This is a genomic window from Sulfitobacter sp. KMM 9851 (assembly GCF_057178245.1).
In genome coordinates this window covers 3,414,517-3,428,429 of sequence record NZ_CM169991.1, presented here as the reverse complement: position 1 = coordinate 3,428,429, position 13,913 = coordinate 3,414,517, and the positions used below count along the sequence as shown (strand labels likewise).

Sequence of the window (13,913 nt, the reverse complement as noted above, 5' to 3'; positions counted from 1 at the left end):
AGGCGCAGCCAGGCCAGCGCGCGACCCGTTTCTTGCGGCAAATATCAATCGGCACGGTGCAGACGTGACAGGCCCACCAATAGCCCCCCGCCCAAAATAAATCCCAGCACCAACGCCCCAATGTTCATCGCCACGCGGACCGCGCCCAGCGCCGCCACATCGAGAAAGGGGTACGGGTAGAACCCGGTCAGCGCCCCCCGCGCCATGGCATAGGCGCAATAGGCGACGGGCCAGCCCAACCAGATCAGCGCCATACGCCAAGGCAGCGCGGTACGCGTGCCCCATAGCGACCAATACACGAGCACCAGCAGCGGCACCGCTGTGTGCAGGCCCTGATCCGCCCACCACGCCAGCCCGACCGGCGCCCAGAGCCCCGCCAACAGCAGGTGATAGACGATGCCAACCACTGCGATCCACAGGGTCAAACCACCGATCCATCCCGTTGACCATGCGCGGCCCACGGCCATCGCTGCAAAGCTGAAAAAAACCAACAGATTGGTTAATATCGTAAAATACCCCAGCATGGACCAAACCACGGCCAGTGCACCGGGATGACCCATCGCGCGCTCCGATACGGTAAATTGCGTCACGAGGGCCGCAAATGTTACTGCCGCGATCCCCGCAGCCCAGAAATGATGCATCCCATTCTCCTAGCCGATCGACTTTTGCAGTACGCAGCGTGCACGGCAAGGCCATCATGGCTTGTCCTGCGCAGACATTCATCGCATACCCTCGCCCATGGCACGCCAGCTGGATTATCATACTCTGCGCGAGATTTTCACGCGCTTTCAATCTGCCGACCCGGAACCCAAGGGCGAGCTGGAGCATGTGAATGTTTATACACTTGTGGTGGCTGTCGCGCTGAGCGCGCAGGCCACTGACGCAGGCGTTAACAAGGCCACCCGCGCCCTGTTCAAAATCGCCGACACCCCGCAGAAGATGCTTGATCTGGGGATCGAGGGCGTAACCGACCACATCAAGACCATTGGTCTTTTTCGGCAAAAAGCCAAGAACGTGATGAAGCTGAGCCAGATCCTTGTCGACGACTACGGCGGCGAGGTGCCAAATTCACGCGCTGCCCTGCAATCCCTGCCCGGAGTCGGGCGCAAAACCGCCAATGTCGTGCTTAACATGTGGTGGCACCACCCGGCCCAGGCGGTGGATACGCATATCTTTCGCGTAGGCAACCGTTCTGGCATCGCACCAGGTAAGACGGTGGATGCCGTTGAACGCGCCATAGAAGACCATATTCCGGCCGATTTTCAGCATCACGCCCACCATTGGCTGATCCTGCACGGCCGGTATCACTGCAAGGCGCGTAAACCACAGTGCCGCACCTGCATTATCCGTGACCTTTGCCTATTTGAGGACAAGACAGAATGACCCAATACGATCTGGTTGGCATCGGTAACGCCGTTGTCGACGTAATCACCCATGCCGACGATAGTTTTCTTGGCCATATGGGCATCGAGAAAGGCATCATGCAGTTGATCGAGCAGGACCGCGCCGAGATTCTTTATGGCTCGATGACTGACCGACTTCAGACCCCGGGCGGTGCCGTGGCCAATACCATCGCGGGCGCCGGGGCGCTGGGGATGAAAACAGCCTTTATCGGTCGCGTGCGTGACGATGCGCTGGGCCAGTTCTATGCCAATGCCATGACCGACATCGGCATTGATTTCGTGAATGCCCCTGTGGCTGAGGGCGAAACGCCTACCTCGCGTTGCATGATCTTTGTCACGCCAGATGGAGAACGGTCGCTCAATACCTATCTGGGTATTTCCACCGGGCTGACCTCTGATGATGTGCCAGAGTCCGTCGCCTCCAAAGCCAAGCTGATGTTCCTTGAAGGGTATCTGTTTGACCACGACGCCGGCAAAACCGCCTTTCGCGAAGCCGCGCGGGCGGCGACGGCAGGCGGCGGCATGGCAGGGATCGCCATTTCCGATCCGTTCTGCGTCGAGCGGCACCGAGCGGATTTCCTGTCACTGATCGAACACGATTTGGGATATGTTATCGGTAACGAGGCTGAAATCTGCGCCTTGTGGGAAACCAAAGACACCGAACTGGCCCTGGCCAAAACCGCTGCCATCTGTCCGATCGTCGTTTGCACCCGGTCCGGTGATGGCGTCACGCTGATCCGGGGCGATGAACGCGTTGATGTGCCGGTAAAAAAGGTGGTGCCAGTGGATGCCACCGGCGCGGGCGATCAATTTGCCGCGGGGTTCCTTTACGGCATGTCCACCGGTCGCGATCTGGAGACCTGTGGCCGCATGGGCAATATCTGCGCCGCCGAAGTGATCAGCCATGTCGGGCCACGACCCGAAAAGGATATGATGGCGCAGTTCAAGGCGCTGGGGCTGGTCTGATCATGCTGGGGGACGGATTTCACGATGTTCCGCCGGGCAAGTTGGCTGTCGTTGTGACACATCTACAGATGTCTGCCCCGCCAGTGCTGCGCCCTTCGCTCCCGCCGCAGGGCATCACCTTTCGCCAGATCGTCCCGACGCTGGCATGGTACCGTGATATCTTTGGCCGCGTGGGGGCCGATTGGCTGTGGTATGGTCGGCTGGCGCTGGATGATGCGCGCCTAGGCTCAATTCTTGCCGACGCCAAGAGGTCCTTTTACACACTGACGCGTGATGGCCGTGACGAAGCTTTGATGGAGTTGGATTTCACCCAAGAGGGCGCGTGCGAACTGGCCTATTTTGGCCTGACGCCGGCCTTGATCGGGTCTGGCGCGGGACGGTATCTGATGTCACAGGCAATTGATCTGGCATGGGCGCAGCCGATTGCGCGGTTCCATGTTCACACATGCACCAATGATAGCCCACAGGCGCTTGGGTTCTATATCCGTTCAGGCTTCACACCCTATCGCCGCGAAGTCGAACTGGACGACGACCCGCGTTTGACAGGGCTGCTTCCGCGCGGCGCAGCGCCCCACATTCCCGTGCTGGGCTAACTCAGCGTGTCGCGGCGCAGGCACCGCCATTAAAACAGGTCCGTACCTGTTTGAGCATGCCTACTTTGGGCGTGCCAAACAGATTACCGCCGCAGGGGTTGCTTTCGAGGCTATAGCCATCCGGCCCGCGCTTGAGAAACGCCAGAACATCCTGTCCCGACTGCGCAGAGCCGCACCAAGGGCCATAACAGGCGACCTCCAGCGTGATCTTCTGATCGAAAGGCAGCTTGAACCCGTCTTTTGACAAGGACTTGCCTCGGATTTCGGCGGGGATGCGGGTCATTCTGTCAGGTGTGTGCGTGGCACTACCGTTGCGCGGCAATTTGGCGGCGTTGAATGTCAGTCGGCCATGCACGACGATATAGACATCTTCGGAATCGGCTGCGCGCTGATATGTGCCTTCGACCGTTTGCGGCAGGCAGGACAGGGCCAGTGCCGGAACGGGGGCCAGAAGCGCGAAGATTGAAATCAGAAAACGCATTACAACTTCTCCTCGAATTCCTTGAGAACAGCGGTATAGACGGCACGTTTAAACGGCACGATGCCCGCGACCAACTCCGCCGCAGGAAGCCAGCGCCACGCGGAAAACTCAGGCTCTGCCGTGGCGATATTCACCTGATCGTCGCGTCCTTTGAAACGCAAAAGAAACCATTTCTGTTCCTGGCCACGATAGCGGCCTTTCCAAATATTGGGCACCAGGTCATGCGGCAGGTCGTAGGGAAGCCAGTTTTCGGTTTCGGCCTCTACCGTCACCAGATCGCGCAGGATGCCGGTTTCTTCCTCGAGCTCGCGCAGGGCAGCATCGCGCGGTGCCTCGCCTTCGTCGACGCCACCCTGCGGCATTTGCCATGCGTCCTGATCGCGGTCGCGGCGCTGCCCGACAAACACGTCGCCCGCCCCGTTTACCAGCATCACGCCAACACAGCGCCTGTACGGCAGTTTGGCAATATCTTCCGGTGTCATCTCAGGGGTGTCTCCATTTCTGCACGGTCCAGAAACTGGCCCGCCCGCGCCACGCGCTCTTGCCGAATAACATGAAATCCGACGGCCTCAAAGGCGGGCTGCGCCATAAGGCTGGCATGGGTCCAAAGCCGCCGATCGCCCTGCGTCCGTGCGGCCTGTTCGATCTGCGCATACAATAAACGAAACACACCGCAGCCCTGTGCCCGCGCGGCGACGAAGGCCAAGTCAACATATCCGTTTACCGCCAGCGTCATGAATCCTAATGGCGCGCCAGCTGTCTCGGCCAGCACCACATGCTGTGCGGCCAGCTTGGTCGCCCACTGTGGTCCAGCATAGGGGGCGGCCAGCCAAGCAAGCCGTTGATCTGGGGTATAATCGCTTTTCCCGGTGTGAATGGCGTCGTACATTACCAATCCTAACGCGTCGTAATCGCCCTTCACGGCCTGCCGTAGCGCGATATTGTCCTGATCCACCTTGCACCCCCGACATGATTTACATCCTATGGCAGCGCCGGGTGACGCCGCGTTTCGCGTGACTTGGCCTGCCATTTCCGATGATGTCGCTCTGACCACGCCCGACCAGAAAGGTAAAGCCATGTCCGATTACCCCCACCTTCTTGCCCCGCTCGACCTTGGATTCACCACGCTCAAGAACCGGGTGCTCATGGGCTCCATGCATACTGGGTTGGAAGAAACGCAGGACTGGAACCGCGTGGCCGAGTTTTATGCCACCCGCGCGCGCGGCGATGTGGGGCTGATGGTTACCGGCGGCATTGGGCCAAATCCCGAAGGATCGGTGGCGCATGGTGCGGCGATGATGGTCAGCCAGAAGGACGTGGACAACCATTCTGTCATCACCCAACGTGTGCATGAGGCGGGCGGCAAGATTTGTATGCAGATCCTGCACGCCGGCCGCTATGCCTTTACCCCTGATTGCGTTGCTCCCAGTGCCGTAAAATCCCCGATTTCGATGTTCGCGCCCAAGGAGTTGGACGAGGACGGCATCGAAAAACAGATCAGCGATATCGCCGCCTGTGCCCTGCGCGCCAAAAAGGCCGGCTATGACGGGGTCGAGATCATGGGGTCCGAAGGATATTTCCTCAATCAGTTCCTTGTCACCCACACCAACAAGCGCACCGATCGCTGGGGTGGATCGTATGAAAACCGGATGCGCCTGCCGATCGAGGTCGTGCGTCGGGTGCGTGAAGCCGTGGGCGCAGAGTTTATCCTGATTTATCGTTTGTCGATGATTGACCTGATCCCCAACGGTTCGACCCATGACGAGGTCGTGCAACTGGCGCAAGAGATTGAAAAGGCCGGGGCCACGATTATCAACACGGGCATCGGCTGGCACGAGGCACGTATCCCGACGATTGCCACCTCTGTACCACGCGCCGCCTTTGCTTGGGTCACTCAGAAACTGATGGGCAAGGTTGGCATACCGCTGATCACCTCCAACCGGATCAACACGCCTCAGGTTGCCGAAGAGGTGCTGGCCACCGGCTGCGCCGACATGGTGTCACTGGCGCGGCCCATGTTGGCCGATGCGGATTTTGTCGCCAAGGCGATGGCTGGCAAAGCTGACCAGATCGCGCCCTGCATCGCCTGTAATCAGGCCTGCCTTGATCACACTTTTGGCGGCAAAATCTCAACCTGTCTGGTGAACCCGCAAGCGTGTTACGAAACCGAACTGCGGATCGAGCCGGCATCCACGGTAAAAGCCATCGCCGTCGTCGGTGCCGGACCTGCGGGCCTGTCGGCGGCCATCACCGCTGCCGAGCGGGGGCACAGTGTTACCCTGTTCGACCGCGCGAGCGAGATCGGCGGCCAGTTGAACCTTGCCAAGCAGGTGGCGGGCAAAGAGGAGTTCTGGGGCCTTGTCGATTGGTACCGCACCATGCTGGCCGAGCGCGGCGTGACCGTGACACTGAACACAGAAGTCACCGCCGATGCCTTGGCTGGGTTTGATGAGGTAATCATCGCCACCGGTGTTGTGCCGCGTGACCCGCAGATCCCAGGTCAGGAAGGGGGCAACGTCGTGAGCTATATCGACGTGCTGAACGGGTCGGCCAAGGTAGGCAAACGGGTGGCCGTGATCGGGGCCGGAGGAATCGGATTTGACGTGTCCGAACACCTCGTCCACGACGGCGACAGCACGACGCTGAACCTGCCCGAATGGATGCGCGAATGGGGCGTGACCGACCCCGCCGAACACCGCAGCGGCCTCGCCCCCGAAGGCCCGCAACCGCATGCGCCCGCGCGGCAGGTCACGATGTTGCAGCGCAAGCCGACCAAGGTGGGCAAGGGGTTGGGCAAGACGACAGGCTGGATTCACCGCGCGTCACTGACGATGATGAACGTGCAAATGATCGCTGGCGTGAACTATGAAAAGATCGACGCTGAGGGGCTTCACATCTCCTTTGGCGAGGCGCGCGAAAAGCCGACCTTGATCGAAGCGGACACCATAGTGTTATGCGCCGGCCAACTGTCGGACCGGTCGCTAGCCGATGCATTGGAAGGGCGCGGCGTTGCCTGCCATGTCATAGGCGGAGCCGATGTCGCGGCCGAACTTGACGCGAAACGTGCGATCAACCAGGGAACAAGGCTCGCCGCGGCGCTATAATCGCGGGGGGTGGGGGCGGTGCTTACCCTATGCGCTGTCTTGGGGCACACGCGGCCTATTGCGCCCCGCGTCCCCAACCCGCAAGATCAGATCAAATAGTTTGCAAGGCCGCCCATGCCCATCTGCGTCTTCGACATCTTTCCGGACGGCACCACCAAAGTACCGGATGACACCGCGCTGACAGGCCCCGGCACCTACCGATGGTGGCACTACGATTTGTCCGACCCGTCGCTGGCGTCTTGGGTGGCGGCGCATCTGCCGCCGATCCCGGCAGGCGCCCTGATGCAGCCCGAAACCCGCCCGCGTTGCGATGAATTTGGCGACGGGTTGATGTTAAACCTGCGCGGCATCAACATGAACGCGGGTCAGCACGCAGATCAGATGGTGTCGGTCCGTATGTGGGTCGCGGCGGATGTCGTTATCACCGTGCGCCTGCGCAAGATTTTTGCCATCGACGAGATACGCCAGCTTGCCGTGGCCCATGCCGCGCCACCAACCCCTGCCGCTTTCCTGCGGGCGCTGATCGGGCGGTTGACAGCGCGGGTGCAGGAAGAGGTGGCGCAATTGGCTGCGCGCACCGAATTCTACGAAACTGACCTAGAAGACCGCAGCACGCCACCACCCAAGGATCTGCCCATCACCCGGCGCAGCGTGATTAAGCTGCGCCGCTACCTCGACCCACAGCGCGCTGCGCTGGTCACTTTGGCAGAGATCGATCTGCCGATGATTCCCGAAGCCGACGCGCTGCACCTGCGCGAACTGGCAAACCGCACCACGATCGTGGTGGAAGAGCTGGACGCGCTACAACAGCGGATCGTCACCGTGCAGGACGAGCACGACAACCAGACCGCCCAACGCCAGGCGCGCCACGGGCATGTGCTGTCGCTCGCCGCCGCCTTGTTCCTGCCACTGGGATTCGTGACAGGGCTGTTCGGCGTCAATGTAGGCGGGATGCCCGGGGTTGATGATGCCCGCGCCTTTGCCCTGTTGTGCCTGTCCTTACTGGTGCTGGCGGCGGTAATGCTGGGTGTGTTGAAGTGGCTGCGCTGGCTTTGATTCCACATGGAAACCGATTGTTGCGATGTTTCCATGCCATGAACGATCCCCGCAAAGACCACGGGACTGTCTTATCGCTGCCCCGTTCTTGCCTGAATTGGTCGCCATAGCTGAACGCGTAGAATTTAACGCGAAGGGACAGGCAATGGACCGCCTCACAGAAATGGAAGCATTTGCCACAGTGGTGGATCAGGGTGGCTTTACCGACGCCGCCAAAAAGATGGGCATCTCCAAGTCTGCCGTCTCCAAACATGTATCCTCTCTGGAGGCGCGTTTGGGCGCAAGATTGCTGAACCGCACCACCCGCCGCGTGTCACCGACCGAGATTGGCCTGGCCTATTACGACCGGGCGCGCCGCGTATTGAACGACGCAGGCGAAGCCGATGCGCTGGTCACGTCCATGCAGTCCGCACCATCCGGCCTGTTGCGCATTTCGGTAGCGACTGATTTCGGCGTTAATCATCTGTCGCCCGCTCTGTCCGACTTCCTGTCCGACTTTCCCGACATCACGGTGAACATGGTGCTGAACAACCGCTATGTGGAGTTGATCTCCGAAGGCTTTGACATGGCTGTGCGCATAGGTGAGCTGGAAGACAGCACGCTGCGCGCGCGTAAACTGACTGAAACCACCAAACGCATGATCGCCAGCCCGAAATATTTCGAACAATACGGCCGCCCGGAAAAGATCGATGATCTCAACGATCACAAGCTGCTGCATTATTCCAATCAATCGTCGGGCAACGTCTGGAAGCTGACTGCGCCATCCGGCGAAAAACGTCAGGTGCGTACGGCTGGCTGGTTGTCGGTGAACGATGGGCAAAGCCTGCTAAACGCCGCGATTTCCGGCCTCGGGATCGCCTATTTGCCCAGCTTCCTGTATTCCGATGCCATGGCCAAGGGGCTGATTGAGGATGCCATTCCCGACCTGCCGCTTGAAACCCAAGGCATCTATGCCGTCTATCCACCGGGCCGCTTTACCCAGCCCAAGGTGCGTGCGTTCATCGACTTCCTTGTGCACGAATTCGCCGACAAAGGGCCCAGTGACTGGTAAGCGACAGTGGGGGGCTAGCCCCCCAATCCGCATCCATAACTTTGCCGATAACGATAAACGGTTGTCGGTTTAGTGGGTTTTGAGCGTGATCGGTGGCGCTGGGACAGTTGATTCACTACTGTGATCGCAGCGGGCTCAGTGTGAAGGCGTGGTCGATCAGATGGACGAAAAAGACAGCAAAATCATCTCGGAATTACGGCGTGATGCCCGGATGTCGTTCTCGACCCTTGCCGCAATCACTGGCTTATCACGCGTCACCGTGCGCGCCCGGCTAGAGCGGTTGATCAATTCGGGCGCGATCCTGGGATTTACGCTGGTTCTGAAAGAAGACATGCGGCACAGTCCGATCCGGGGTCATACCATGCTGGCAATCGAAGGCTTGGGCACCGACCGGATCAAACGCATCCTCAGCGGGATGCCGGCAGTACAAGCAATTCATTCGACAAACGGAAAATGGGACCTGATCGTAGAAACCGGGACCGAAACGGTGGAGGAACTGGATATCGTATTGGGCCAGATTCGGCGTATCCAAGGCGTGACATCCAGCGAAACCAATCTGTTACTGGCAACGCAGATGACCCGAAGACCCTAAGGTATGCCCCATCCCGCGCAGGTGAACGGAATGGGGTATCCGTCTTAGGCTTTGGCGGCGACGACGATCACTTCAACCAGATACTCTGGCGTCGCGAGCTTTGCTTCACCGCAGGCCCGCGTCGGTGCCTGACCCGCTGGTACCCAAGCATCCCAAACTGCGTTCATTGCGGCGAAATCTGCCATATCTGCCATCCAGATCGTTGCCTGCAACATCCGTGTTTTATCTACGCCAACTTCTGCAAGCAGCGCGTCGATATTGTCGAGGCAGTCCTGGGTCTGCGTGGCCACATCGGCCCCGGCGGTGCCGACCTGGCCCGCGAGATAGATCAAATCGCCATGCTCGACGATCTGGCTCATGCGGGCGTTGGTTTGGTGGCGTTTAATATCGGACATTATGTGTCTCCTGTTGATGATGCGCGACTTGTGCCAGTTTCACGCGGGACGGACCAGTTCAATCCGGCGGATCACCCCGTTCGATGCCGCCCCAACTTTTTTGAGTCAAAAATATCCTCGGGGGGTCCGGGGGGCTGGCCCCCCGGTCCGCTCAAGGTTTTTCGACAATCCCGCCGATTTTTTCCCAGCCGGAAAAGCCATCGCGCAAATGCGACGCGTCGAATCCCATATCCTGCAAGGTCGCCACCGACAGCGCCGACCGCCAGCCTGACGCGCAGTGAAAGACGAATTTCTTATCCTGCGCAAAGATATTTTTGAAATATGGACTATCTGGATCAACCCAGAATTCCAGCATCCCGCGTGGGCAGTGGAACGCACCGGGAATGAACCCGGCGCGCTCGCGCTCTCTTGGGTCGCGCAGATCGACAAACTGCACGTTCGGGTCATCCAGCATTGCTATGGCATCGGCGCTGTCGATTTCATCTATGCGCGCCCGTGCTTGGGTCACCATGTCTGCGGCTGTTGTTTTCAGTGGCATCGCGTTCTCCGTCAAAGTTTTGCAAGCAGTTCGGGCGTGGGCCAGCCATCAACGGCCAGCCCCAACCGTGTCTGTTCCGCGCGCACCGCAGCACGGGTGCCAGAGCCGAGGATGCCATCAACCTTGCCCACGTCATGCCCAAGGCCCTGTAGCTTGGTTTGCAATCGCTTCATCGCCTCGCCGTCCAAGCTCTGCGCGGGATTGCCCGCCTCATAGATCTGCGCGCCCTGTAGGCGGGTGGCGAAATAGGCGGCGGTCATCACGTAGACAAAGCTTTGGTTCCATTCGAAATAGACCCGGAAATTCGGATAGGCGACAAAGGCCGGTCCGCCGCGCCCTTGGGGCAACAGCACCGATGCGCTCTGTCCTTCGGCAAGCGGTCCGTTGCGTGGCGTAACGCCCAGTGCCTGCCATTCGGCTATCGTCTTGGTGGTTTCCAGCCCGGTCTGCGCCCAGTCGAAATCATGTGGCAGCGACACTTCGGCCAACCATGGCTCGCCCGCGCGCCAGCCCAGACTTTGCAGCATCTTGCCAGCCGACATCAGCGCATCGGGCGCCGAAGTCTTGAGTGTCACCTTGCCGTCGCCATCGCCGTCGACGCCGTTTTCCAGAATGTCGCGCGGCAGCATTTGCACCATGCCGATTTCACCAGCCCAGGCCCCCGCCGTGCGGGCCGGGTCAAAGTCGCTGCGGGCATAAAGCTCAAGTGCGGCGAACAATTGTGGGCGGAACAAGTCTGGGCGGCGGCAGTCATGCGCCAGGGTCGCCAGCGCATTGGCGGTGTTAAAATCACCCTGCACCGCGCCGTAGTCCGTCTCAAACGCCCAGAACGCCAACAGTACATTGCGGTCCACGCCATAGTCGGCTTCGACGCGGTCAAAGACGGCATCGTATTTCTTACCATTGGCTCGTCCGCGATTGATTCGATCATTTGAGATCAAGCGCCGCGAAAATTCGATAAAGGGCTTCTGGAAGACGCCTTGGGCCTGATCCGCGCGCAGGACGGACGGGTCGTGGCGCAGCCCGTCAAAGAATCGATCTGCGGTGGTGACATCTGCTCCCTTGGCGACGGCCTCGGCCTTCGCTTCCGCGATGAAAGTGGAAAAATCACCGCCGCAGTTTGGCTCGGCATGAACGGCAAGGGGCAGGCACAGCAGGGCTGCCGCAAACATATGGGGACGCATGGGTTTCCTTCACTTACAAGCAGGCCAGAATCAGGGTCACGCCCAACATCACCGCCCAGGCCTGCCATAGACGGGTGACGGCAGCGTCGATTGCCGCGGGCCCAATGGCGCGCGTCCCCGCACCGTGGACCCAAGCAAAGGGCTGCATCACGCCATCATAGGCACGCGGGCCCGCGAGGGCCACACCTATGGCGCGGGCCATGGCGGCTTCTGGCCAACCGGCATTCGGCGACCGGTGCAGTGCCGCATCCGTGCGGATGGCGCGCCATTGCTGCACCACGCCGCCGGGCAGGGCAATCATCAGCGCCGTGGCGCGGGCCGGAATCAGGTTCAGCAGGTCATCCATGCGTGCTGCTGCCCAACCAAAGGCTTCGTGGCGCGGGGTGCGATAGCCGATCATGCTGTCGGCTGTGTTCACGATTTTGTAGATCAGCAGCCCTGGCAGGCCGCCGAGCAGGAACCACAGCGCGGGCGCAATCACCCCATCACTCAGATTTTCTGCCCCGCTTTCGATGGCACTTCGTGCCACCGCATCGCCGGGCATATCGGCGGTGTCGCGGCTGACGATCATTGCCACCGCGCGCCGCCCCGCAGGCAGCGATTGGCGCAGCCCATGCGCCACCGCGCGCACATGAGTAACAAGCGACCGCTGCGCCAGCAGGGTGGCAACCACGATGACCTCGATCAGTGGCCCGCCAAAGCTTAGCCCCCAGCCCAAGGCACCGGCCCCAGCCATCAGCCCCAATAAAACAGCGATACCGCGCGCGCGACGTCTGGCCCCTGCGTTGAAGCGCTGGTCACACCAACCGATCGTCCGCCCCATCACAACCGCCGGATGCGGTATCCGTTGCCACAGCCAGTCGGGTTCCCCCATTAGCGCATCCAGCAGCAGTGCCAGCGCCAATATCGCCGCCGCGCTCATGCCAACGCCTGTTCCAGCCGTTTCCAGCCATCCGAAGGAGGCAAGCCCAGACGCAGCCAGTGTGGGTTGTACGGAAAGACGCGGCTCCAGATGTTATGTCGCGCGAGACGGTTTTGCCAACTGGCCGCGTCTTCGACTTTGTAGAGCCTAAACAGCGTCGTGCCGCCGATGATCGTGGCGCCAGCACCCTGCATCATGCCGTCCAGACGCGCGCTATCTGTCGTCAGCCGTGCGCGCGTTGCCTCGGCCCAGGCATGATCCTGCAAGGCTGCCGCCCCGATATGAAGTGCCGGACCGCTGACGGGCCATGGCCCCAGCATCCGCGCCACCTGTGCCACCAGCGCCGGGTCACCGATGACAAACCCCAACCGCAGCCCTGCAAGCCCCCAGAATTTGCCAAAACTTTTCAGGATGAGCGTGCCGGATCGGGTCGCCAGCGGCATATGAGTCTGTGCAGGCGTAACATCGCAAAAGCTTTCGTCGATGATGCGCAACACGCCGGTCATGTCTTCGGCTTGCCACAGCCTGCCATCGGGATTGTTGGGATGAACGTGCACCGAGGCACTGCCGCCGACATCGCTCACTTGCCACCCGGCTCCGGCAAAGCTTGCGGCATGTTCATTGTAGGTCGGTCCGGGGATGCAAACCCGCCCTGACGGCGCGAGGTCGGGCATATGTGCGATGGCTGCCGAGGCACCCGGCACCGCCATCAGTGCCGCACCGGGCGGCACCTGCCAGAACCGGCGCGCCGCGCGGTCAAGCGCATCACGCGCTGCGGCATCCGGCAGGGCCGCCCAGCTGTCGGCTGGCACAGCGGGAACGGGATAGGGGTGCGGGTTGATGCCCGTCGACAGGTCGATCCACGCCGCCCGCGCGCCGCCATACTGCGCCGCAGCGGCATCGATGCCGCCGCCGTGGTCGCGATTTGCTGGGGGGGGAGGTACCGTCACATCGTGCCTTTCGTCGGTCGGGCACGGGGTGGTCGTCGCGCCTGCTGGTTCGGACAAAGCCGAATTCGGCGGCACGATCAAGCCTCTTCCACTCGCGCGCGGATGCTGCAATACCCCGTTGTCGAAGCGGACCCCAGGCGAAATGGGGGCATTATAAATTTGTTTACGTCGTTGACAGTCCCACGTCAGACGGGTGATGCCGCCATGATAAGATGGGTGATAAAGGAGCTAAGGAAATGAACGTCCTGATCGTCCAAAGCCGGTTGGATCTGGGGCAGCTTTGGCAACGGCATCTGGTGCGGCAGGGGATGCAGGTGGTGCTGGCGCAGTCGCAGGACGAGGCATTCGCTTATCTGGCGGTTAACGCCGCAGATATCATCATCCTTGATCTGGTGATAGAAGACGGCTCGGCGCTGGCGGTGGCGGATTACGCCAATTACCGCCACCCCGCTGCGCGGGTGATCTTTGTCACCAACACATCGTTTTTTTCAGATGGGTCTATCTTTGCCCATTCTGCCAACGCCTGCGCTCTCATTCCTACCGCCACACCGCCCGATGATCTGGCCGCGATGGTCGAACATTACGCCGCCGCCCGTGAGTGACCCCCAACTGGATCGATCTATGTGACGCTGGCGCGGCGCAGAGGTATTTTTAGTCCAAAAAAGTTTGAACGGCGCG

The 13,913-nt window shown here is 60.7% G+C and carries 17 protein-coding genes; 8 read left to right on the top strand and 9 right to left on the bottom strand.

The genetic code is table 11. The features are described from left to right. Positions 1-44: 44 nt before the first annotated feature. Positions 45-641: a Pr6Pr family membrane protein gene (locus AC1965_RS17055; RefSeq protein ID WP_483885022.1), complete on the bottom strand. Its 597-nt coding sequence runs from the start codon at positions 639-641 to the stop codon at positions 45-47. Positions 642-738: 97 nt separating this feature from the next. On the opposite strand from AC1965_RS17055, the gene nth reads away from it, so the two are divergent. Genes nth through AC1965_RS17040 form a run of 3 tightly spaced genes read left to right on the top strand, consistent with a single transcriptional unit; the run spans position 739 to position 2,962 of the window. Further along, positions 739-1,383 carry an endonuclease III gene (gene nth, locus AC1965_RS17050; RefSeq protein WP_483885021.1) on the top strand — a complete coding sequence of 215 codons (645 nt, stop codon included), beginning with the start codon at positions 739-741 and terminating at the stop codon, positions 1,381-1,383. Next, a complete protein-coding gene (locus AC1965_RS17045) occupies positions 1,380-2,369 on the top strand; it encodes an adenosine kinase (protein WP_483885020.1) in 990 nt (329 codons plus the stop codon). The genes nth and AC1965_RS17045 overlap by 4 nt, the downstream gene beginning before the upstream one ends. Before the next feature lie 2 nt (positions 2,370-2,371). Next, a complete protein-coding gene (locus tag AC1965_RS17040; protein WP_483885019.1) occupies positions 2,372-2,962 on the top strand; it encodes a GNAT family N-acetyltransferase in 591 nt (196 codons plus the stop codon). Position 2,963: 1 nt separating this feature from the next. On the opposite strand, the gene AC1965_RS17035 is transcribed toward AC1965_RS17040, so the two are convergent. The 3 genes from AC1965_RS17035 to AC1965_RS17025 are packed head-to-tail and all read right to left on the bottom strand — an operon-like array spanning position 2,964 to position 4,398. Then, entirely contained in the window at positions 2,964-3,443 is a 480-nt protein-coding gene (locus AC1965_RS17035) for a hypothetical protein (protein WP_483885018.1), read from the bottom strand. Then, complete coding sequence (locus tag AC1965_RS17030) at positions 3,443-3,925, bottom strand: RNA pyrophosphohydrolase (RefSeq protein WP_483885017.1); 483 nt, start codon at positions 3,923-3,925, stop codon at positions 3,443-3,445. Before AC1965_RS17030 ends, AC1965_RS17035 begins: the two co-directional genes overlap by 1 nt. Then, positions 3,922-4,398 (bottom strand): GNAT family N-acetyltransferase, encoded by a 477-nt coding sequence (locus AC1965_RS17025; RefSeq protein WP_483885016.1) that lies wholly within the window; start codon positions 4,396-4,398, stop codon positions 3,922-3,924. The genes AC1965_RS17030 and AC1965_RS17025 overlap by 4 nt, the downstream gene beginning before the upstream one ends. Positions 4,399-4,519: 121 nt before the next feature. Between AC1965_RS17025 and AC1965_RS17020 the strand changes: the two genes are divergently transcribed. The 4 genes from AC1965_RS17020 (at position 4,520) to AC1965_RS17005 (ending at position 9,246) form a co-directional block, all read left to right on the top strand. Beyond that, on the top strand, positions 4,520-6,547 hold the full coding sequence (locus tag AC1965_RS17020) for an FAD-dependent oxidoreductase (protein ID WP_483887074.1): 2,028 nt from the start codon (positions 4,520-4,522) through the stop codon (positions 6,545-6,547). 114 nt (positions 6,548-6,661) lie between these two features. Continuing rightward, positions 6,662-7,603, top strand: coding sequence for a CorA family divalent cation transporter (locus tag AC1965_RS17015; RefSeq protein WP_483885015.1), 942 nt, complete (start codon positions 6,662-6,664; stop codon positions 7,601-7,603). Positions 7,604-7,748: 145 nt separating this feature from the next. Beyond that, positions 7,749-8,654, top strand: a complete 906-nt coding sequence (locus tag AC1965_RS17010) for a LysR family transcriptional regulator (protein ID WP_483885014.1) — start codon at positions 7,749-7,751, stop codon at positions 8,652-8,654. Between the two features lie 160 nt (positions 8,655-8,814). Continuing rightward, entirely contained in the window at positions 8,815-9,246 is a 432-nt protein-coding gene (locus tag AC1965_RS17005) for an Lrp/AsnC family transcriptional regulator (RefSeq protein ID WP_483885013.1), read from the top strand. A gap of 44 nt (positions 9,247-9,290) precedes the next feature. Here AC1965_RS17005 and AC1965_RS17000 read toward each other — a convergent pair whose 3' ends face one another. The 5 genes from AC1965_RS17000 to cobD form a co-directional block, all read right to left on the bottom strand. Beyond that, a complete protein-coding gene (locus tag AC1965_RS17000; RefSeq protein ID WP_483885012.1) occupies positions 9,291-9,641 on the bottom strand; it encodes a RidA family protein in 351 nt (116 codons plus the stop codon). 151 nt (positions 9,642-9,792) lie between these two features. Then, positions 9,793-10,179 (bottom strand): rhodanese-like domain-containing protein, encoded by a 387-nt coding sequence (locus AC1965_RS16995; protein ID WP_483885011.1) that lies wholly within the window; start codon positions 10,177-10,179, stop codon positions 9,793-9,795. 11 nt (positions 10,180-10,190) lie between these two features. Then, positions 10,191-11,363: a lytic murein transglycosylase gene (locus AC1965_RS16990; protein ID WP_483885010.1), complete on the bottom strand. Its 1,173-nt coding sequence runs from the start codon at positions 11,361-11,363 to the stop codon at positions 10,191-10,193. A 13-nt stretch (positions 11,364-11,376) separates the two neighbouring features. Continuing rightward, complete coding sequence (gene cbiB / locus AC1965_RS16985; RefSeq protein WP_483885009.1) at positions 11,377-12,285, bottom strand: adenosylcobinamide-phosphate synthase CbiB; 909 nt, start codon at positions 12,283-12,285, stop codon at positions 11,377-11,379. Next, on the bottom strand, positions 12,282-13,235 hold the full coding sequence (cobD, locus tag AC1965_RS16980; protein WP_483885008.1) for a threonine-phosphate decarboxylase CobD: 954 nt from the start codon (positions 13,233-13,235) through the stop codon (positions 12,282-12,284). Before cobD ends, cbiB begins: the two co-directional genes overlap by 4 nt. 236 nt (positions 13,236-13,471) lie before the next feature. Here cobD and AC1965_RS16975 point away from each other — a divergent pair, with 236 nt between their 5' ends. Further along, complete coding sequence (locus tag AC1965_RS16975; RefSeq protein ID WP_483885007.1) at positions 13,472-13,837, top strand: response regulator; 366 nt, start codon at positions 13,472-13,474, stop codon at positions 13,835-13,837. Positions 13,838-13,913 lie beyond the last annotated feature (76 nt).

Excerpts from the sequence above, each read along its gene's own strand:
- AC1965_RS16995 (WP_483885011.1), bottom strand. The coding sequence starts at position 10,179 with ATGCCACTGAAAACAACAGCCGCAGACATGGTGACCCAAGCACGGGCG.
- AC1965_RS16990 (WP_483885010.1), bottom strand. The coding sequence starts at position 11,363 with ATGCGTCCCCATATGTTTGCGGCAGCCCTGCTGTGCCTGCCCCTTGCC.
- AC1965_RS17055 (WP_483885022.1), bottom strand. The coding sequence starts at position 641 with ATGCATCATTTCTGGGCTGCGGGGATCGCGGCAGTAACATTTGCGGCC.
- cbiB (WP_483885009.1), bottom strand. The coding sequence starts at position 12,285 with ATGAGCGCGGCGGCGATATTGGCGCTGGCACTGCTGCTGGATGCGCTA.
- nth (WP_483885021.1), top strand. The coding sequence starts at position 739 with ATGGCACGCCAGCTGGATTATCATACTCTGCGCGAGATTTTCACGCGC.
- AC1965_RS17005 (WP_483885013.1), top strand. The coding sequence starts at position 8,815 with ATGGACGAAAAAGACAGCAAAATCATCTCGGAATTACGGCGTGATGCC.
- AC1965_RS16975 (WP_483885007.1), top strand. The coding sequence starts at position 13,472 with ATGAACGTCCTGATCGTCCAAAGCCGGTTGGATCTGGGGCAGCTTTGG.
- AC1965_RS17030 (WP_483885017.1), bottom strand. The coding sequence starts at position 3,925 with ATGACACCGGAAGATATTGCCAAACTGCCGTACAGGCGCTGTGTTGGC.
- AC1965_RS17020 (WP_483887074.1), top strand. The coding sequence starts at position 4,520 with ATGTCCGATTACCCCCACCTTCTTGCCCCGCTCGACCTTGGATTCACC.
- AC1965_RS17000 (WP_483885012.1), bottom strand. The coding sequence starts at position 9,641 with ATGTCCGATATTAAACGCCACCAAACCAACGCCCGCATGAGCCAGATC.
- AC1965_RS17015 (WP_483885015.1), top strand. The coding sequence starts at position 6,662 with ATGCCCATCTGCGTCTTCGACATCTTTCCGGACGGCACCACCAAAGTA.
- AC1965_RS17040 (WP_483885019.1), top strand. The coding sequence starts at position 2,372 with ATGCTGGGGGACGGATTTCACGATGTTCCGCCGGGCAAGTTGGCTGTC.
- AC1965_RS17035 (WP_483885018.1), bottom strand. The coding sequence starts at position 3,443 with ATGCGTTTTCTGATTTCAATCTTCGCGCTTCTGGCCCCCGTTCCGGCA.
- AC1965_RS17010 (WP_483885014.1), top strand. The coding sequence starts at position 7,749 with ATGGACCGCCTCACAGAAATGGAAGCATTTGCCACAGTGGTGGATCAG.
- AC1965_RS17045 (WP_483885020.1), top strand. The coding sequence starts at position 1,380 with ATGACCCAATACGATCTGGTTGGCATCGGTAACGCCGTTGTCGACGTA.